The following is a 19032-nucleotide window of genomic DNA, read 5'->3' as shown; positions in this document are numbered from 1 at the left end:
ATGGGAGGCATGGTGAAGCATGACGGCCGCACCGGGACGGTGCTCGTCGGCGTCGACGACACGTCGCACGGTTGGCTCGCCGCGGACTGGGCCGCTGCCGAGGCCGAGCTGCGCGGCAGCACGCTGAGGGTGGTCCACGCCGTCCACGGCATCACGGGAGCCGAGGTGGAACTCGTGTCCGAGGGTGCCGATCGGCAGGTCCTGGACGCGGCGGCCACCGTGCTGGACGACGCCCGGACCAGGATCGCCGCCGGCCATCCGGGGCTGCACGTGGAGACCGTCCTCGCCCGGGACCATCCGGCCGAGGCCCTGCTGAGCGCGGCGGAGGACGCCGACTTGCTGGTGGTCGGCACCCGCGGGCGGGGCGGGTTCGCCGGTCTGCTGCTGGGATCGGTGAGCCTGAAGCTGGCCGCCCACGCCACCTGCCCGGTCGTCGTCGTACGCGGGCATGCGGAGAAGAAGGCCGCCGACGGCGGCATCGTGGTCGGCGTACGCGATGAGCACGACGAGAACGCCGTGCGGTTCGCTCTCGCCGAGGCGGAGTTGCTGCAGGCGCCCGTGCGGCTGATTCACGCATGGACACCTCTCGTGGACGCCGGCCGGATGATTCCGCAGGTCAGTCAGGTGGACGAGGAACGGAAGGCCCACGCGCGGGTGCTGAACCAGGCGGCCCGGCCTGTCGCCGAGTATCCGCAGGTGCACGTGGACATGGAGTTGGTCGTCGGAGCGCCCGCCGCCTTGCTGGTGGAGGCGTCCGCCGGTGCCGGGCTGCTGGTTCTGCCGCGCCATCCACCCGCGGCCAGGCTCGGACTGCGACTGGGCGCGGTCGTGCACGCCGTACTGCACCACGCGACCTGCCCGGTCGCCGTGGTGCCCGTGAGCTGAACGTCATTTGAGGGCGGTCCCGGTCCCTAGCCCGCGGTCCCGGCTGCCTCGACCAGGGCCTCAGCGGCGAGCAGACCGAGCTTGTGGGAGGCGAGGGGGCTGTCACCCGTCAGGAGCTTCCGGTCCCGGTGGATCTTGCCGGTCATGTCGTCGTTGATGACGTTCAGCCCCTGCTTGCTCAGCAGATCGGCCACCAGCCAGGGCAAGCGGCCGGGAAGATAGCCGATCTCCAGGTTCGGCCCCTCGTCGAGTGCGTCGGGGAAGACGCAGACCGAGTACCCCTTGAACAGCGACTCGTCCCTGCCCAACGAGGCAGCAAGCAGCGCCGCCGGGCCGTGGCACAGGGTGATGATGAACTTGTCGTTGGACAGAGCCCACTCAAGCGTCCGCCCCACCGCCTCACTGGCCGGCAGCCCGACGACGGCCCCGTGTCCGCCTGGAATGAACACGGCGATGTAATCCGAGTCCTCTCCGAGCTCCTTGGCGACGACCTCGGACAGCTTCTTGGGCTGCTTGAGCTTCGGCTTGAGGGCCTCGTACGTCCGCATGACCGCTTCGTCCTCGCGAGGCATCGCCCACAGCTCGAGCTTCGCCGGATAGCCCTCCAGCGTGGCGATGTCGACGTCGAAGCCCGCCTCCATCATGTGATGCAGCGGAAGCAGCATCTCGACCGGATGGTTTCCGGTGGAGAACATCTTGCCGTTCTCCAGCAGGACGTAGCGCTCCTCCGCCGCGATCATGAGCACCTTCCACTTCCCCCGGGTGTAGGCGCCCTTGTGCTGGACCCCATCGAAGTCGGTCTTCGACGACGTGTACTGACTGAGTGAGTACGGCGACGGGAAGTACGCGTTGTCCTCGGCCGTGTCCGGCGTGGGGGCCTTGCTCAACTCGTTTGCGCCCTGGGACATGACGACCCACTTTCCTTGGTGTCGTGCGGGGGTTGTGCCGCTTCCGGGGCGCTCCGACGTCCGCCCGGAGGCGAGAGGCACCCGTTCGAACGGACACTTCACATACTGCCCAGCACCCCCGCCCCACGCGACTGGGCCGGTGCTGTCAGCTTCCCCCGAGATGGCCTCTCACCACGGCCACCGGCGCGCCTACCGTTGTCGAGAGCTGGGCTCCGCCGTGGACAGAGCCCGGGGCGGCGCAACCCCGCGACCACGGGTACTCGCTGCGAGGCGAGGCCGGCCGGAGAGGGCCGATACGCGACTGCTCCGGCGTGAGCGCGGACAGCTCGGTTGACTGCCGATTTAACTGAAACTAGCCTGGTTTCAGTTATCGGCGGCGACGGCGGGAGCAGGAGATGGCGGGGCTCAGCAGCAGGAGCGCGGTCGCTATTCACGCGCTTGCGATGCTGGCGCACCGGCGCGGGGGCTCGTTGACGTCCGCGGAGATCGCGGACAGCCTCGAAAGCAATCCGGTCCTCGTACGGCGCATCCTCGGCCGCTTGCGAGACGCTCACCTGGTGTGGTCGACCGAGGGCCGAGGGGGCGGCTGGTCCCTTGCCCGCGCTCCGCGGGACATCACGCTCTATGACGCCTACGCCGCCGTCGAGGAGGGGCAGGTCTTCTCGCGGCACACCCATCCGCCCAGCGGGGCGTGCGAGGTCGGACGCAGCATCGGCAACGTGCTCGACGCCGAGTTCCGGAGCGCGGAGCGAGCCCTGGAGGAACAGCTCGACAGGACGACGATCGCCGGCCTGCTGCAGCAGATACTGGCCTCCGACAACGAACCGAGGGATCACTGACGAAGCGGTGACACATGCGCACCCTGCGTCATGACGCACGCCTTAACTGCAACTGCCTTAGTTGCAGTTTGCTCCCCAGAACCACCAGGAGTGAGAGCGATGCCCAAGGAATCCACAGCAACTGCGAGCACCGAGGCTCGCGGCCCTGTGACCTACGATCTCGTGATCAGGCGCGCACACGTCTTCGACGGCCGCCAGGCGCTCGCCGGTCTGTACGACGTCGCCATCGACGGCGGAGAGATCGCTTCCGTCTCGGCCGAGCGGCTCAGGGGCAGACAGGAGGTGGACGCGGCCGAAGGATGGGTCATGCCGGGCCTGATCGACACGCATATCCACTTCTACGACGTGCGCGCGGTCTCCGATCCGCACTCGATGCGGGCCTTCGAGGAGAACGAGCTTCCCGGAAGGCTCGGGCTGTTCCTCGACCACGGGATCACCACCATCAAGTCGGTGGGCGATCCGACGGGCGGAATCCTGGAAACGCGGGCCAAGATCGCCGCGGGCACGCTGCGGGGCCCGCGGCTGTTGGCGACCGGTTGCGGTATCACCGGCCGCGACGGCCATCCCGCCGCCACTGTCTTCAGCGGCAACCCTTGGGCGCGCGAGCGCTTCACGGGAGAGGTCGACAGCGTGCAGCAGATCCGCGACCTGGTGCACCACCTCGCTGACCGCAAGGTGGACGCGATCAAACTCCTGTCGGAAGGCGCGTGCGCACACGCCGGCGGGCCGAAGTACCTCTGGCAGAATCCTGCCTTCCCGGATGGTGTCGAGTTGGAACGGCTTCCCCTCGATCTCCTTCGGGCGGGTATCGAGACCGGGCACGAGCGGGGCCTTCGGGTCACCGTCCACACCACCCAGCAAGCCGCGGCACGCGAGGCGATCGAGGCCGGGGCGGACGGTCTGGAGCACGGTGTCACCGTCGAGCCCCTCACCGACCACTCGCTCATCGACCTGATGCTCGAACACGGCATCACCTACACGCCCACGCTCTGGATCGACGATGCCCACCCGGACGCCCGTGGCAATCTCAAGAAGGCCGCCGAAGCCGGCGTGCCCATCGTGCTGGGCAGCGACACCTTCAGCGGCCGGGGCCTGTTCGGAGCCAACACCCTGGAAGAGGCCGAACTCATGGTGGCGGCCGGGATGACGCCCACCCAGGTGCTGGCCGCAGGCACCAGCGGCGCGGCGCGGCAGTGCGTCCGCCCCGACCTCGGCACGGTGGCCCCCGGCAAGCGTGCCGACCTGCTCGTGCTGAACGCTGATCCCACTGCGGACATCGGCAACCTTCGCGACCTCGGCATGGTGATCCTGAACGGCCGCCTCGCCGTCGACAAACGCTAGGCGTCCGCGTGGCGGGACATCCTCCGCCGCTTCACCGTCAACACGGCTAGCTGTGCGGGATGGCGAGTTCACGGCCGCGATAGAAGCCTTCCCGCTCCTCGACGACGTACGGGGCCATGGCCGCACGCCGCTGCGCCTCCGGATCGGAGGCCCGCCAGGAGTCGCACGCCTCCTTGGAGTCCCAGAACGACACCCCGGTGATCTCCTGTCCGTCCTCGGACCAGTACGCGAAAGCGCGCCGCATCCCCTGCGGGGTGGCGCCCGGTCGCCACGCGCTCTCGAAATCCTCCAGGGTGCCCGGCCGAAGGCGGCGCGTCGTGACCCAGACGAACTGCTCCTCCATGGCGGCGGCCTCCCTTGGCAGCACGGGCCCGGACAGGGCCCCTTTTTCGACCACCGTAGAGGCAGCGGCCGCCTCGACGGTGTTGCGTCGCATCGCTCGCCTCATGAGGGCAGGGCTTGCCACCCGATTGGCTCACCACAATCCCTGGCCGCGGGTCGGTGGCGCTCTCCTCGACGGCGCAGGTCCATGGGAGTGATTCCCAGGGACCCCCTGATCCCGGACGTGTGCCCGGTGGAACACAGCGGAAGCAGCCGGTCACTCACCAGACCGGGCCACCGGCACGGCACACCAGGGAGCAGAGGACCATGGCAGTTTGCGAGGTCTGCAACAACGACTACGAGATGGCGTTCGAGGTGAGGACAGCCGACGCCACTCACATCTTCGACAGCCTCGAGTGCGCGGCTCAGCTCATTGCCCCCACCTGTAGCAACTGCGAATGCCGCATCCTCGGCCACGGCCTTCAAGCGGGGGACGGAGATTTCTTCTGCTGCGCCCATTGCGCACGCCAGCGCGGACACGCACAGCTGGTCGACCACGCCTGAAGCCGACAAGCCCCGCCGGACCGGGTGGCACGGCGCGTCACCCGGCCCGCGTCAGCCGTCGGCCGTTCCGCCGGTCAGCAGCAGTTCCGCCAACGGCGTTCGCGCGTGTCGCACCGAACGGCCTGTGCGCGTGGTCGTGAGGAGGCCGGCGGCGCGTAGGGCCGAGGCGTGGGCCGAGGCCGTTGCGTTGCTGACGCCGATGCGGCGGGCCAGTCCCGTGGTGGTACGTGCTTCGTCCAAGGAACGCAGCAGCGCGAGCCGGGTCCGCCCGAGGACTCCCGCGAGGGGCTCCTCCGCCTGGCTGCCCTCTTCCGGGACGAGCGGCAGCCCCCGGCCTGCTGGGTAGGCGAGCGCCGTCGGGCACTCCGCCCGGTGCTGGATGAGCGGGCCGCGACGCCAGTGGAAAGTCGGGCGCAGGATCAATCCGCGTCCGCCGAGGTGTATCTCTCGCACACCCTCGGCGCGCGGCGTGGGCCATTCCCAGACTCCGTCGCGCAGGTGTGATCCCGGTGCCAGGTGGGTCAGGGTGGCGCCGAGGCCGTGTTCGGCGACGGCCAGGGCATGGCGGGTGAACTCCGTCCGGTGCAGGTCCTGGACCGAGGGCCAGACCGGCGCGAGCACCGTCTCGTGGGCCGCCCGCAGCGCCCGGTCGAGTGTCCGCCAGGCGTCGGCGGTCCCGCCGTGCAGGGCACGGATCCACGGCGGGGCCGGCCGTCCCGCGTACACCTGCTCGATCCCGGTCCGCACGAACTCCGGGCGGGCGTCCCTGATCAGCGCGACGCCCTCGTCCAGCGTGTCGCCGAGGACGTCGAGGAAGGCGGGAGCCTGCCCGTCGGGCACCAGGCCCGCCAGCGGCTCGACCGCCCTCGGCAGGCTCCGCAGCAGTCTGTTCCGCCAGCGCCCGAACAGCGGTTCCTCGTGCGGGGCGGCCAGCATCATCAGGGCGGCGTGCAGCTCGGGTACCGGCGAGGGGCGCGGTGCGAACCGTACCCGGGCGAAATCGTCCGCCGTGAAATGGATCCGGATCACCCACATCCCCCTGTTCCCCGCAAGGCTTTCGGGCCCGGCCGCAAGCATCGCCCCTGCACCACGCCCACCGCCAGGATGACGTCCATGACCATCTTCTTCACACCCGGCCGCCGTTCCTTCGCCAAGGGCGCCCTCGCCGGTGCCGCCGCCTTGTTCCTCTCGACGGCCGCCTCCGGCTCCGCCTCGGCGTCCGGGCGTTCCGGCACGCACCTCCTGCGGCTTCCCGCGCCCACCGGCCCGTACGCCGTCGGAGCCCGGGTCCTCCACCTCGTCGACCGCTCCCGCAACGACCCGTGGGAGCCCCGTATCGGCGTACGCGAGCTCATGGTCACCGTCATGCGGCCGGCCGTGCCCGGCCGCGGCTTCCCGCGCGTTCCGCACCTCACGCCCGGCGCGGCCGGGGAGTTCACCCTCCTCGCGCCCCTGGTCCATCCGCAACTGCCGGCGACGGGGGTCGACTGGGCGGCCACCCTCACCCATGCCCGGGCGGGGGCCCCGCCGCTGCCCGGCCGGCGCCCCGTGCTGCTCTACAGCCCCGGCGGCGGAGACGCCCGCACGATGGGCAGCTCACTGGCGATCGACCTCGCCTCCTACGGCTGGACCGTCGTCGCCGTCGACCATCCCGGGGACGCGAGCGAGGTGGAGTTCCCCGACGAGCGGCCGGGTCGGGACCGGGTCCGGACCACCGTGCTGCGCCCGGACCCGGACGCGGCGACCTTCCGAACCATGATCGACACGCGGGTCGCCGACCTGCGCTTCGTCCTCGACACTCTCGGCTTGAACCGGGTCGGGGCCTACGGACACTCTGCGGGCGGCACCGCGGTCGCGCAGGCGCTCCACGAGGACCGGCGGATCGCAGCCGCCGTCAACCTGGAGGGGTACCTCGACCAGATGGACGGCGAACTGCTGCCGGTTGCCCGGCAGGGGACGGACCGGCCGCTGCTCCTGGCCGGTACGGACGGCTTCCGCGACGCCCGGCTGGACCGGTCCTGGGCAGCCCTCCTCGCTCACGCGGGCCCCGTCACCCGGCGGCAGCTCGCCGACACCGCGCACTGGGTCTTCACCGACTACGCGAGCCTCGTCCCCCAGCTCCACGAGGCCGGCCTGATGACAGCTGCCGGACGCACCACCATGGTCGGCCGGGCAGACCCGCGCCTCACCGTTCCCGCCGTTCGCGACCTCGTGCGGTCGTTCTTCGCCCGCCACGTGCCCGTGGGTGCGACGCCCGCCCGTTCTTGAGGATGGCCGTTGAGAACTGGCCGTTGTCCGCGGTGATGTCCGCCGAAGGCGGGTTTCGGGTATGCAACACGACACCTTCATCGGCCAGGCCCGGACTCGGGCCCATCTCGACAGCCGCGGCACCGAGGCCGGCCGGAGGAATTCGCGCTCCCGGTCCGGGTCGCGCCCTGCGTCATCGGAAAATCGAGCGAGTCTCCTGCCGGCTGAGGCCGGGCATTCGGACCACCGCAGTGCCTCCGTCCAGATCCACCGTTGTCCTGTTCGGCGGTGCCCCGTCGTCCTGGTTGTCCGGCAGGACCAGGGCCGACTGCCGCTTCCTTCAGCTCGTTCTGCTTCCCCGGCGAAAGACTCGCGTGGAGCTGCTCGAACCCGGTCGCCGATATCTGACCCTGTCGTGCACTGTTCCGCCACGGCAGCACTCCAGCCCGTCCCGCGCGCAACAGCAGCTGGTCGACAAAGGCCAGCAAGGTCAGCACGACGACCAGCCCGGGAAGGGTCATGAAGAAGACGAATTCCATGCGGCCATTCCGATGTCACGGCCGGCACTGCCGTGATCACTGTCAGCGCCGCGACCGGCAGCGTGATCTGCCGCAGCCGCCTCAATTACGGCCCTCCGGCATCCCTCGTGCCGGGCAGCGGGCGCCGCTGATCGCCTCCCCGGGGTGAACACGGCATCGCAGTACGCACCATCGTCGTCACCTTCCAGCCGGCAGGCACCGGTCAGCGGAGCGAATACCGCGCTGCTCTCGCCGGGCGTGCGGGGGGTACCTTCTTCGCGGCACCGGGAGACGGCAAGGGGGGCGGCCACATGGAACTGCGCGACATCGAGATCTTCCTGACCCTGGCCGAGGAACTGCACTTCGGGCGGACCGCGCAGCGGCTGCACATCTCGCAGGCCCGGGTCAGCCAGTGCATAGCCCGGCAGGAACGCCTGATCGGCGCCGCCCTGTTCGAACGCACCAGCAGACGGGTGGCCCTCACCGAGATCGGTGCGATGCTCCACAGCGATCTCAAGGACGGCTACGAGCGCATCCGCGCCGGCGTCGCCGCGGCGACCCAGGCCGCCGAGGGCACCCGCGGAAGCCTCGTGCTGGGCACCATGGGCGCGTTGGCGCACGACATCGCCGACATCACCGGGCTGTTCAGGGCGCGGCATCCCGCGTGTGCCTTCTCCTTCAAGGAGATGAACGGCACCGACCCCTTCGGGCCGCTCCGCAGGGAAGAGGTCGATCTGGCGCTGCTGTGGCTTCCGGTGCGCGAACCCGACCTCACCGTCGGGCCGGTGCTGCGCTCCAGACCCCTGGTCCTCATGGTCGGCGCCTCCCACCCGCTCGCCGGACGGGAATCGGTGGAGATGGAGGACCTGGGCGACTGGCCGGTGACCAGGCCGCGGCCCGACGCACCGATCCCCGCGTACTGGTACGAGGCGCTGCTGCCCTCCAGGACTCCGTCGGGCCGGCCCGTCCGGCGCGGCGGGCCGCCGATCGCGGTCTGGCAGGAATGCCTGGCCGTCGTGGCCTCCGGCGAGGTGATCACGCCGATCCAGGCCGAGGCCGCCCATTACTACCCCTGGCCGGACATCGTCTACCTGCCCATTCGCGATGCCCCGTCGGGAGAGTGGGCCCTCGTGTGGCGTACCGCCGGCGAGACGCCGCTGATCCGGGCGTTCGTGGCGGCCGCCGAGCAGGCCCTGACCGAGCACCCTGCTCACCTTCCGCCCGGCACGGCGAGCCGGGCGTCCGTGGATCGCAGACAGCGCGAGACACGTCGCGCTCCGGGCCGCCCCGATAAGCCCGGGGTTATGGGTCGTTCCGCAACCCGGCGTTGATCACCGGGTCCCGGTCGGCAAGGGTGAAGACCATGTCCCTCATTCCCGACCCGACGGTTGCGCATCCCCTGCCGGAGCACGAACGCGTCGTGTTCCTCGAGCCCCTCGTCACCGATCCGCGCATCGAGATCGGCGAGTTCACCTACTACGACGACCCGGACGGCGCCGAGGAGTTCGAGCGGCGCAACGTCCTGTACGCCTACGGCCCCGAGCGCCTCGTCATCGGCAAGTACTGCGCCCTCGCCACCGGCACCCGGTTCCTGATGGCGGGCGCCGCCCACCCCCAGCTGGGCGTGTCCACCTTCCCCTTCACGATGTTCGGCGGTGCCTGGGCGGAGCGCACCCTCGACATCGTCACCTCGATGCCGAGCCGGGGCGACACCGTGGTCGGCAACGACGTGTGGTTCGGCCGCGGCGTCACCGTCATGCCCGGCGTGACGATCGGAGACGGTGCCGTCGTCGCCACCGGGGCGGTCGTCACCTCCGACGTCCCGCCCTACACCGTCGTCGCCGGCAACCCGGCCCGCACCGTGCGGCGGAGGTACGACGACGAGGACGTCGAGCGTCTGCTGCGCGCCGCCTGGTGGGACTGGCCCGTCGAGGCGGTCACCGAGCACGTCCGCACGATCATGACCGGCACACCGGCGCAGATCGAGGCCATCGGGGCCGAACGGCGGAAGACCGGCGACCCGGACGGCCGAGGGAGCCATGCGTGACATGGCCACTGCATTGAAGACCATCGCGGTCCCGGAGGTCACCCCCGCGCACGCCGACGCCTGGCACCAGGTCGTCACCGCGTCGATGGCCGAGGACCTGCCCGGCGTCCCGCCCCCGACCCGGAACCAGTCGTACGCCCGGCTTTCCCGCCCCGGACCGGGCAGCCGACTGCTGACCTGGCTCGCGTACGACACCGGCGGTGGGCGGACCCGGCCGATGGGCGCGGCCACACTGCGCCTGTTCGACCGCCTGGGACAGGAGCACCTGGCCGAGACGGAACTGCACGTCCACCCCGACGCACGGCGGCGCGGCATCGGCACCCGGCTGCTGTCGGCCGTGGTCGACGAGGCCCGGTCGCAGGGGCGCCGCAGCCTGATCGCCGAGGCGCCCGCATCCGGCGCCGCCGACCTGTTCTGCGTACGGAACGGCTTCCGCCGCGCCCTGACCCTCCATCACCTTCTGCTGTCGCTGGAAGAGGTGCACCGCGGCTGGCTCGACGAACTCACCGGCGCCGACCAGCCCGGTTACCGCACGGCCGCGTGGAACGGCACCGTCCCCGACACACTCGCGGACACCTTCGCCGCCGCGAAGAACGCGATGAACGGCATGCCCACCGGCGACCGGGACCACGGCGCGCTCTCCTGGGACGCCGAGCGGGTGCGGGCCGTGGCGGCGGTCGTGGCCGGACGCGGTGACACCTTGCTGACCGTCGCCGCCGTCCACGACGACGAGAGCGACGGCACCGCCCGGATCGCGGGCTTCACCGAGATCGTGATACCGGGCGGCACGGCGGCCCGCGCCCGGCAGTACGACACCGCCGTGGTACCCGCCCACCGCGGCCACGGGCTCGGCGTATGGCTCAAGGCACACATGCTGCGTCGGCTGCACGACGAGTACCCCCAGGTCACCGAGGTCGAGACGGACAACGCCGCGGACAACACGCACATGCTCGCCGTCAACGAGCAGCTCGGGTTCCGTCGGCAGCGCACCAGCCACGAGTACCGACTCACCCTCACCGAACGGAAGGAACCCGCATGACCCCCTTCGACCCGGTCGCCGAGTTCGACCGGCAGGTCCGCACCCTCACAGGGCTCGGCTACCCGAAGCTGTCCGGACTCACCGACGATCGGTTCACGGCCCTGCTCGAGCCCCTGCGCGCCACCGTGCCGGCGGCGACGGCCGGCGCAGACCGCGACCCCGAGGCCGGCCGCGTGCCGTTCGTCCTGGTCGTCACCCGCGAACTCGCCCCGATCGAGGAGACGATGCCGCGCACCGCTCTGCGCGGCGGCGGACGGCCCGGCTTCGTGGACCGGTCCTTCGAGCCCGGCGCCCTGGAACGCTTCGTCGCCACACCGGAGACGAACCTTCCCGATCAGTGGGCCTATCTGCTGATCGGCGTCGAACGCGGCGAGGAGTTCTGCGGCGTCGTGCCCCGCGACGCCATGGCCACGATCGCCGAGCGGGGCCGCTCCCTGCTCACCATCGAGGAGGGCATCGCCCTCCTCACCCAGTTCCCTGAGCTGTTGGTGAAGAACAGGTGCTTCTCGCTCGGCGGTTCCCGCAGCGGTGACCGCCGAGTGCCGGCCCTGTGGATCAGCCAGAAGGCCCCCAAACTGGGCTGGTGCTGGGAGGGCAACCCCCACACCTGGCTCGGTATGGCCTCCGCCGCAGGCCGCCGCACCGGCGACGCAGCAGCCTGACGCACGGGCAGCGGCAGCCTGGCTAGCTTGCCGTCGGCGGAGCCGGGCGGCTGGGAACGTCGATCCGCTCGGCGACGAGGGCCCGAAACGCCTCCAGGTCTCCGACGACCTCTTCCACACGATTTCGCCTCTGGTACAAGCGGTAGTAACGGGCACCGATGACGTCGGGATCCGTCACCTCGTCGCCGGGAACGATTCCGGAGGCGATCGTCACCGTTGCCGCGTGGATCCCCTGGGGGCGCAGTTCGGCGTGCAGGGCATGTGCCCAGTTGCGCAAGCCGGCCATCGCCAGCCCCACGTTGGCCAGGAACGGTGCGGCGATCGTGGAGGACACGCCGGTGGTCAGCAGGAGTGTCCCCTTGCCGCGGGCACGCATCTCCGGCAGCACCTGTTCGACGGCCGTCACCGCGCCCAGCACGTGCAGCTCGAACTGCGCGGCGGCGGACGCGACCGTGGTCTGGGCCGCGTGGGTGATCGGCCCGGTCGGGCTGGGACTGTACTCCAGGACATCGACCGGTCCCAGTGTCTCCCGGGCGTCGGAGAGGGCAGAGACGAGCGCCTCACGATCACGGATGTCGGCAGGGAACGCCGCAGCGGTGACGCCCGTCTCGGTCAGCTCGCCGACCAGAGTGTGCAGGGTGTCCTTGTTCCGGGCTATCAGCCCGACCTGGAAGCCGTGGCGGCCGAAGGCCCTGGCCACTCCCATCCCCAGCCCGGGGCCGGCACCGACGACAACGAGTGTCTTGGCCACTACGACGTCCCTTCATGTCACCAGCGGTCACGCAGGGCACGATCACGCCCCACCGCTGGGCAGTTACTGTTTGTTCGTAGCAGCATGATTTGTCACTGCCCTGCCGGTGACAAGACGGCACATTCATGTCAGTGACGGACACGGAGGTAACCCTTGACGCCCCCCAACGGCCGCGAGGCGGAGGAAGAGGTGTGCCGGCAGGTGCTGCAGATCCTCTCCCTGATCGGCGACAAGTGGAGCATCCTGGTCATCGGGCAACTCCGGGACCGGACGCTGCGCTTCAGCGAACTCCACCGCGCGGTCAAGGGCATCTCGCAGCGCATGCTCACCCTGACCCTGCGGCAACTCGAACGCGACGGACTCCTCACCAGGACTGTCCACCCCAGCGTTCCGCCGCGTGTCGACTACGCGCTCACCCCCCTCGGCGCAACCCTGCTGGACTCTGTCGTGGCCCTCGGCGAATGGGCCACCGCGCACCGGCAGGAGATCAACGACAACCGCCGCCGCTACGACGCCACCCACGTGCCGCGAACACGGCCCTGAGCCCAAGCCCTCCGCACCGCCTCCTCGCCCGTTCCGTGTCCCGCTCCGCGGAGACTGATGGGGTGTCAGGGTTCTCCGGCTCGTGTTCGGCATCCGAGCGGCCGGGGCGCCCGTAGCGGTGCGGTCGCCGAGGGTGATGGTGACCGGCTGACCCGGCGTAGGGACGGTCCTGAGCTTCGACCGTATCCGCCAGACCGATCTTCACCGGCCTCTCCGATGTCGCTTCACGTGACCTTCGCGGGCGCAAGGTCGATACTGCCCACGTAGGACTCCTGCCGGTACGCCGTCGATGGCCGAAGATCCGCCTGCTAAGTTTCCCAGGAGGTACCCGTGAAGATGCTCATCAACTTCCCGTAGTTTGGCGCGGCCGCAGGTCAGGACCATGCTGTGGGGCCACTGGTCAGCAAACTCCCAGCATGAGTCAGGAGACGTGCACGTTGGCGACCCAGCTCATACGCGGGATGGGCAGCTTCTTCAAGAGCTGCGCCTGCGCCCGGCAGAGCCGATGCCTCCACCCCTACATCATTCGCTACCGCGATGCGGCCGGCCGCCAGCGCGAGGAGACGGGGTATGCGACGCAGCAATCGGCCCTAGACCGGCTGACGCAAGTCTACGAGGAAAAGCGCACCACCTCCCCCCACCAGGCCGAGCTCAAGCGCCAGATCGGCAAACAGCGCTTCGGCGACTACGCGTCGACGTGGCTCACCAGGCAGCGCCACTACGCACCGGGCAGTGTCCGCACGGTCAACCAGGTCCTCAACAGCCAGATCCTCCCCGTTCTCGCGTCACGTCGGATCAACACATTCACGTCGACCGTGGTCGACGACTTCATCATGTCGATGGAGGAACGTTCCGTCGGGCTGGCTGCTCAGCAGAACGCCTTCGACGCCCTCAGGAAGATCCTCCTCGACGCACGCCGCCGCGGCGGCATCACGGAGGACCCGTTCGAAGGCGTCGTCCCACCTGAGTACATCCCGCGGAAGATCACCATTCCGACTCTCGACGAAATACACGCGCTCAAGGCCGTCAGCACCGACGGGCTCCGCGTCATCATCGACCTGATGTCAGGCTGCGGCCTTCGCAATGGGGAGGCTTACGCCGCCAACCGCGAACGGATTGTCGCGGACGACGTCTACCGCGTCACCGAGCAGATCGAAGGAAAGACGCGCGAGCGCGCTCCCCTCAAGCACCGCAAGCTGGGCGAGTTCCGCGAAACGCCTATGCCTTCGACCGTCCGCGAGACACTCCTTCGCTTCGAGAAGGATCACGGGGCCAGCCCAGACGGATACCTCCTGCGAACCCAACGTTCCCCGTTCTGGGCTCACACGACGCTCGAATACCAGTGGAACACCGCCAAGAAGCGGGCAGGCCTCACCCGGAGACTCACGACCTACTCACTCCGTCACTTCTTCGCATCGAACTGCCTGGCCAAGGGAATACCCATCACGGACGTCGCGGAATGGATGGGCCACAAGAACATCAACATGACGTTCAAGATCTATCGCCATCTCATGCCGGCATCGATCGGACGCGCAGCGAAGCTCCTCAACGACGGCCTATAGGAAAGGGGGGCGGGATGATCCCCGCCCCCTCAATGCACCCTCTGCTGCTGCGCCCAGTTGTCCAGGTCCGCCACTTTGAATCTGAGCTTTCCCCCGAAGTAGTAGCGCGGCACACCATGGCGCCTGGATTCCCTGTACATCCAGCGCCTACTCATACCGAGATAGACCGCTGCTTCATCGACTCCCAGATACCGGCCGCCCCCGTCGCCCCCTGCCCTCATGCCGGAATCGCCTCGCGGGTGACCTGCGTCCCCTCAGGTGCCTCAAGACTTATACCCACCCTCCTGCGACGCTCGCGACGGAAAAGCTTCTTCACGTGCGCTTCCGACACGTTGAGAACCTGGGCCACTCGCGCAGCAGGCGCTTCCATCAGAACGGCCCGACGAATCAGGTCCTCCCGCTCCGCACCGCTGAGGTGGACGTCCCTTCCTGACAGTGCTGCCACGACGCGCGTGGGGTCACAGCGGCGATCAAACTGGTGTCGGACGGCTCTACGCTCAGCCTCCGTCATGCCACCGCGAATGCCATCGGTGTCACCGCACTCAAGCGCGGCCTCCAGGCACGTGTTGCGGACCTCACAGGACGAGCAGATTCTCTTCGCCAGGACAATGCGTGGCTCATCCGCCACAGTTGCTGGGAAGAAAAGGTCGGGATCCCGCGCCACGTCGACTGCCGTGGCACAGGCCGCCCTCCTCTGCCAACTCTGGTCTCCCCTGCGGCGGATTTCGTGGTGCTCGCTGTGCATCATTGACGCTTCCTGCTCCGGTGCTTGTACGAGATCCGAGGACCGCGAGCGGTCCAACGGCCGTACACAGCGTCCGGGGAAGCACCGGTTTCCCAAACCGGCGATCGTCGGCTATATTTCCGCCTTCCTACGGTCTCCGCGGTGAACGCTGCCGCACCGTGTCTGAGCTGCAAGAATGAACCTCGACGATGGCAGGGAACATATCGCTCACCGTATGTCGCCCTCACCAGGGCACGGCACATTGCCCTGGTCGTCTGACAGCCGGATACGGCTATCTGATCTCGTTACGAACGGGAGCCCGCCCGCCAGTGGTGCGAGACGAGGAGAATGCGTCATGACTAACCGATCGCGCCCGCGTGCACCTGCTGACCGGCGGGCCGACTGGAAACAGCGGCGAGCCGACCGTGAAGTCGGTGCCGTCCACCAAGCGACAGAAGGAGGCTCGCTTGCGCGGCTCGAACGACAGATGCTCTGTCACCTCACGGCTGCCATAGATGGCAGGCACGGCGTCGACATCCTCGGCAGTCAACTTGTGGAGAACCAGTCGTGAACTGGAGCGCTTGACCGGGTACGTGCTTCGGATTCTACCCGCGGGGCAGAGCCGGCCAACTCGCCGGGAAAGCTTCGATCTCCCCTCGCAGAACACGCGCGACGACAGCGATGCGCGCCGGGCCACGCATCAGGGCGATCGGACGCGCATCGCGGGCACCACGATGCCACGATGCGCAGACACCCTCGCCGATCCTCGCCACCGGAGGCACCAAGTGATGAGTGCCTGCCGCTGCGGCCCTGCGCGACAGCTATCGTTGGCATCCACACGGGCGGCTACTTCCCGTCGGGTTTCCAGTCACCGCTACGAACGGTTGCCCCGAGTCAGCGTTCGGAAGCGACCCTCCAGTAGTCCTTCAGCATCTCGCTGGGCCAGGACGGGCCGGGTGACGCTGCCGCGCGGCAGGAGCTCCTTGAAGACCGGCACAAGGTCGACCACCAGGGTGCCGTCGGCGGCGTCGAGGCCGGTGATGTGCAGGTATCGATCGTCAACGCGGAGAAGTCGCTGGCACCCATGTTTCCGCAGATCGTCGAGGTGAGAGCACCTTTCCGACGGTCTTCCCCCCGGACCGCCACAGGTCTGAACCACGCAGGCAGTCGCATCGAACCTCAGCAGGCTCCAGCAGAGGCGTCGGCGAGATCCGCGCATCATCCAGCGTGATGGACGCCACGTTTAGAACCGTCTCCTCCACAGGCCGGCCGCAGGTAGGTTGGCTCTCCACTTGTCGCGGGAGGATTCAACTGCCATGGATTTACCGGTTGTTGTCGGCGATGTTGTCACCGGGTCGGCGATTGTGCTGGCCACCGGAGCCGTTACAGGCGGGACAGCATGGGTGGGTGCAAAGGTCCGCGAGCTTCTGCGCCGCGGCACTCGTGACGAGCAGGACGCCGTGATTGCTGCACTTGATGACCATGAGGCCACACCGGAGGAGCGCGCGGAGCGCGTGGCCCCCCTCATCCAGGCGCACTTCGACGCGTATCCGGCCGCCATCCGCGAGTTCTTGGCTCTGACGATGACAGGACCCACCGTCTACAACCAGCAGAACACGGGAAACGGTGTGTTCATCGGCGGAGACCACCACGGCAACCTGACTATCAATCAGGGCAGGGAGCCTCATGTCTGAACACTCCACCGGGGAACAGAAGAGAGTGGTCAATCAGACAAACCGCGGCTCGGGCACGTTCGTTGCTGGCAACGTCTTCGGCAGCGTCGTGAACCTCTTCGTGTCCTCCCAGCGCCAACGTCCCCCGGCGTCATCAGACGGCAGCCACAATCCCGAAGATGACTACAAGGACGTCACTTGGGCGATGTTCGGTGCCTTCTTGCTGGGGACCATGTCTGGCGCCGGCCTCCTCTACATGATCCGCGGATTACCTCTCTCCGGTACTGGTCCCGCGCCCGGCCTCACGACCAGGTTCATCGCAGGGTTCGTATTCGCCGCCTGCTTCTTCGCGTGCGTCGCAGCATTCACGGCTCGAGCCGCGCAGGGGCTCGAGATGTGGGCAGGACGCTGTGCCGACATCGCTCATCACACCAACGTGAGATTCCTCGCCCGTCTACCGGCAAGCATGGCCAGGGCCTTGGCTGCCGCCTCTTCGGTGGCAGCGACGCTGGCCACGCTTCTTGCGGCCTTCTACGGGTGGGGAGAGTTCGGGGCGACCGTTCAGGAGAGGGCCCGGATCGCCCGATACAACGCTGCTTTGACCGCCGCCAGAGCGCAGCACGCTGCTACGGGCCCACAGTCACATTGAAGACGTCGAGACAGGCCACGGATCACGCCAACCATCTCACAACGGGCAGCCGACTCTTTGTGATGCCATCCATCGATCTCACTGGCTGTTCTCTATCCGCTCGAGTGGTCGGTGGGGTTCGAACAAGGGCCTGGTCCGGGTGAGTCTGCCGTTGTGGACGCATGAAAGAAGGGCCTCTTGGTAGCTCGCGGATGTCGACTCCAGCGACGAGCAAGAGGCCCTGTTGTCGAACTGCCGCGCGGTCACGGGTTGCGGGTCCAGTCCGTCCACTCCTGGGTGTGACTGTCTCGCCCACAGGCTCGGGAACGCGGCCGACCGGCCGGGGCACCGTTCCCGGGTACGACTGGACATGAGCGATGCGGGTGCCTTCGACGCGGGAGGCCGACGCGCTGTCCCAGCCCAACACCACCGCTGCCCGCCGGGCACCGAGCCCGTCGCCTCCCGCATCGGCAGCAACAGCCACCAACGCCTGATAGTCCGGCGACAACTCCTCCACCTCGGTGGCCTGTCGCCGGCGAGGCACAGCCCGGCGCGGTCCGACCGGCTTCCTCCCCGACACCTCGCCGGTCACGTCGAGGGGCGCTTCCTCCTCGGCCCGCGCCTCCAGATACTGCTCCAGGCCGATCATTCGGCGCCGGTGCACCTCTTACGCTTCCGCCAGAGCCGCCCGCACCCGTTCAAACTCGGCTTCGAGGTGCTTCACCTGCGCGGCTGCGGCCTTCTACCGCGTTTCCAGAACCGCCCGCATCGACGGCATCCGCCACCTCCACGACATCTCGTCCGGCAACGAGCCCAGGCTTCCCCAGCAGCAGCCACTTCATGCCTGACCAGCGAAGACGTCACACGGTGTTCGGAAAGAGAACGGCCTCTAACTGGCCCTAACAAAGCCTCTGGACGTGGCGGTAGGTGATCAGGCAGACGGCGAGGCCGAGGAAGGCCTCGTGGATGTCGTCGCGTCTTTCCCAGCGGATGCGCAGGCGGCGGAAGCCGTGCAGCCAGGAGATCGTCCGCTCGACGACCCAGCGGAAGGTGCCCAGGCCGGTGCCGTGCGGCTGGCCACGTTCGGCGATCACCGGTCGGATGCCCCGCTCGCGAAGGAGCCGGCGGTACTTGTCATGGTCGTAGCCGCGGTCGGCGAAGAGCATGTCCGGGCGGCGTCGTGGCCGGCCGACGACTCCCGCGACCGCTGGAATCTTGTCGAGCAGGGGCAGGAGCTGGGTGACGTCGTTGCGGTTTCCGCCGGTCAGCGACACCGCGAGCGGGATGCCCTGACCGTCGGTGATGATGTGGTGCTTGCTGCCCGGTCGTGCGCGGTCGACCGGGCTGGGTCCGCTTTTGGGCCCCTGCGTGCGGCCCGGACGTGGGAGGAGTCGATCACCGCCCGGGACCAGTCCAGCTGGTTCTTCGACCGCAGCTTGTTCAGCAGCAGCTGGTGCAGCTGGTCCCAGACGCCGGCCTCGTTCCAGGCCGCCAGGCGCCGCCAGCACGTCATGCCCGATCCGAAGCCGAGCTCCTGGGGCAGGTACTCCCACTGGATACCCGTGTGCAGGACGAACAGGATGCCGCACAAGGCCTGACGGTCGGGCAGCCGCGGCCGTCCCTCAACCTGCTTCGGTGCCGGTTCGGGCAGCAACGGCTCGATCAGCGACCACAGTTCGTCCGACACGATCCATGGCCGCGACTGACGCTTCCCCATGCCCCCATCAACGAGCGACCAAGCCGACAGTCACATGATCAACCCGCTTTTGTTAGGGCCAGT

At 68.7% G+C, this 19032-nt stretch carries 21 protein-coding genes and 1 pseudogene; 14 read left to right on the top strand and 8 right to left on the bottom strand.

From position 1 onward, the window contains the following. Positions 1–9: 9 nt before the first annotated feature. On the top strand, positions 10–885 hold the full coding sequence (locus tag H0H10_RS26960) for a universal stress protein (RefSeq protein ID WP_188183720.1): 876 nt from the start codon (positions 10–12) through the stop codon (positions 883–885). A 26-nt stretch (positions 886–911) separates the two neighbouring features. Here H0H10_RS26960 and hchA read toward each other — a convergent pair whose 3' ends face one another. Continuing rightward, positions 912–1793 carry a glyoxalase III HchA gene (gene hchA / locus H0H10_RS26955; protein WP_188183719.1) on the bottom strand — a complete coding sequence of 294 codons (882 nt, stop codon included), beginning with the start codon at positions 1791–1793 and terminating at the stop codon, positions 912–914. Between the two features lie 395 nt (positions 1794–2188). On the opposite strand from hchA, the gene H0H10_RS26950 reads away from it, so the two are divergent. Both H0H10_RS26950 and H0H10_RS26945 read left to right on the top strand, forming a co-directional pair. Then, a complete protein-coding gene (locus H0H10_RS26950; RefSeq protein WP_188183718.1) occupies positions 2189–2632 on the top strand; it encodes an Rrf2 family transcriptional regulator in 444 nt (147 codons plus the stop codon). A gap of 99 nt (positions 2633–2731) precedes the next feature. Next, complete coding sequence (locus tag H0H10_RS26945; protein ID WP_188183717.1) at positions 2732–3973, top strand: amidohydrolase family protein; 1242 nt, start codon at positions 2732–2734, stop codon at positions 3971–3973. A 46-nt stretch (positions 3974–4019) separates the two neighbouring features. On the opposite strand, the gene H0H10_RS26940 is transcribed toward H0H10_RS26945, so the two are convergent. Continuing rightward, a complete protein-coding gene (locus H0H10_RS26940; RefSeq protein WP_223180490.1) occupies positions 4020–4409 on the bottom strand; it encodes a hypothetical protein in 390 nt (129 codons plus the stop codon). A 212-nt stretch (positions 4410–4621) separates the two neighbouring features. Between H0H10_RS26940 and H0H10_RS40265 the strand changes: the two genes are divergently transcribed. Then, positions 4622–4858 (top strand): metallothionein, encoded by a 237-nt coding sequence (locus tag H0H10_RS40265; RefSeq protein WP_223180489.1) that lies wholly within the window; start codon positions 4622–4624, stop codon positions 4856–4858. 51 nt (positions 4859–4909) lie between these two features. On the opposite strand, the gene H0H10_RS26935 is transcribed toward H0H10_RS40265, so the two are convergent. Next, entirely contained in the window at positions 4910–5893 is a 984-nt protein-coding gene (locus H0H10_RS26935) for an ArsR/SmtB family transcription factor (protein ID WP_223180488.1), read from the bottom strand. Between the two features lie 78 nt (positions 5894–5971). Between H0H10_RS26935 and H0H10_RS26930 the strand changes: the two genes are divergently transcribed. Further along, on the top strand, positions 5972–7126 hold the full coding sequence (locus tag H0H10_RS26930; RefSeq protein WP_188183715.1) for an alpha/beta fold hydrolase: 1155 nt from the start codon (positions 5972–5974) through the stop codon (positions 7124–7126). A gap of 172 nt (positions 7127–7298) precedes the next feature. On the opposite strand, the pseudogene H0H10_RS40260 reads toward H0H10_RS26930, so the two are convergent. After that, positions 7299–7566, bottom strand: a pseudogene (locus H0H10_RS40260) (DUF6191 domain-containing protein). Between H0H10_RS40260 and H0H10_RS26925 the strand changes: the two are divergent. From H0H10_RS26925 to H0H10_RS26905, 5 genes are all read left to right on the top strand, one after another. After that, positions 7480–7680, top strand: coding sequence for a hypothetical protein (locus H0H10_RS26925; RefSeq protein ID WP_188183714.1), 201 nt, complete (start codon positions 7480–7482; stop codon positions 7678–7680). The pseudogene H0H10_RS40260 and the gene H0H10_RS26925 overlap by 87 nt on opposite strands. 254 nt (positions 7681–7934) lie before the next feature. Next, a complete protein-coding gene (locus tag H0H10_RS26920; RefSeq protein WP_188183713.1) occupies positions 7935–8954 on the top strand; it encodes a LysR family transcriptional regulator in 1020 nt (339 codons plus the stop codon). Between the two features lie 32 nt (positions 8955–8986). Next, positions 8987–9670: a CatB-related O-acetyltransferase gene (locus H0H10_RS26915; protein ID WP_188183712.1), complete on the top strand. Its 684-nt coding sequence runs from the start codon at positions 8987–8989 to the stop codon at positions 9668–9670. A gap of 1 nt (position 9671) precedes the next feature. Continuing rightward, a complete protein-coding gene (locus H0H10_RS26910) occupies positions 9672–10709 on the top strand; it encodes a GNAT family N-acetyltransferase (RefSeq protein ID WP_188183711.1) in 1038 nt (345 codons plus the stop codon). Next, complete coding sequence (locus tag H0H10_RS26905) at positions 10706–11371, top strand: DUF5701 family protein (protein ID WP_188183710.1); 666 nt, start codon at positions 10706–10708, stop codon at positions 11369–11371. Before H0H10_RS26910 ends, H0H10_RS26905 begins: the two co-directional genes overlap by 4 nt. A 22-nt stretch (positions 11372–11393) precedes the next feature. Here H0H10_RS26905 and H0H10_RS26900 read toward each other — a convergent pair whose 3' ends face one another. Next, entirely contained in the window at positions 11394–12122 is a 729-nt protein-coding gene (locus H0H10_RS26900) for an SDR family NAD(P)-dependent oxidoreductase (protein ID WP_188183709.1), read from the bottom strand. Positions 12123–12275: 153 nt separating this feature from the next. Between H0H10_RS26900 and H0H10_RS26895 the strand changes: the two genes are divergently transcribed. Together H0H10_RS26895 and H0H10_RS26890 are read left to right on the top strand one after the other, a co-directional pair. Continuing rightward, a complete protein-coding gene (locus tag H0H10_RS26895; RefSeq protein WP_223180487.1) occupies positions 12276–12665 on the top strand; it encodes a winged helix-turn-helix transcriptional regulator in 390 nt (129 codons plus the stop codon). 416 nt (positions 12666–13081) lie between these two features. After that, on the top strand, positions 13082–14227 hold the full coding sequence (locus H0H10_RS26890; RefSeq protein WP_223180486.1) for a tyrosine-type recombinase/integrase: 1146 nt from the start codon (positions 13082–13084) through the stop codon (positions 14225–14227). A gap of 29 nt (positions 14228–14256) precedes the next feature. Here the strand turns inward: H0H10_RS26890 and H0H10_RS41310 are convergent, their stop codons facing one another. Together H0H10_RS41310 and H0H10_RS26880 are read right to left on the bottom strand one after the other, a co-directional pair. Then, positions 14257–14448: a helix-turn-helix domain-containing protein gene (locus H0H10_RS41310; RefSeq protein WP_188183708.1), complete on the bottom strand. Its 192-nt coding sequence runs from the start codon at positions 14446–14448 to the stop codon at positions 14257–14259. After that, positions 14445–14975: a WhiB family transcriptional regulator gene (locus tag H0H10_RS26880; RefSeq protein ID WP_188183707.1), complete on the bottom strand. Its 531-nt coding sequence runs from the start codon at positions 14973–14975 to the stop codon at positions 14445–14447. Before H0H10_RS26880 ends, H0H10_RS41310 begins: the two co-directional genes overlap by 4 nt. A 1292-nt stretch (positions 14976–16267) precedes the next feature. Here H0H10_RS26880 and H0H10_RS26875 point away from each other — a divergent pair. Both H0H10_RS26875 and H0H10_RS26870 read left to right on the top strand, forming a co-directional pair. Then, entirely contained in the window at positions 16268–16645 is a 378-nt protein-coding gene (locus tag H0H10_RS26875) for a hypothetical protein (RefSeq protein ID WP_188183706.1), read from the top strand. Next, complete coding sequence (locus H0H10_RS26870; protein ID WP_188183705.1) at positions 16638–17273, top strand: hypothetical protein; 636 nt, start codon at positions 16638–16640, stop codon at positions 17271–17273. The genes H0H10_RS26875 and H0H10_RS26870 overlap by 8 nt, the downstream gene beginning before the upstream one ends. Before the next feature lie 878 nt (positions 17274–18151). On the opposite strand, the gene H0H10_RS26865 is transcribed toward H0H10_RS26870, so the two are convergent. Further along, a protein-coding gene (locus H0H10_RS26865) for an IS5 family transposase (protein WP_223180439.1) occupies positions 18152–18969 on the bottom strand; the annotation gives its coding sequence in 2 pieces (ribosomal slippage) (positions 18152–18618 and positions 18618–18969; 819 coding nt in all). Positions 18970–19032: the final 63 nt, after the last annotated feature.

This window comes from Streptomyces griseicoloratus (genome assembly GCF_014534645.1).
Taxonomy (GTDB): Bacteria; Actinomycetota; Actinomycetes; order Streptomycetales; family Streptomycetaceae; genus Streptomyces; species Streptomyces griseicoloratus.
Note: the sequence above shows the minus strand (reverse complement) of the source record. Positions and strands in the feature narration are given on the sequence as shown.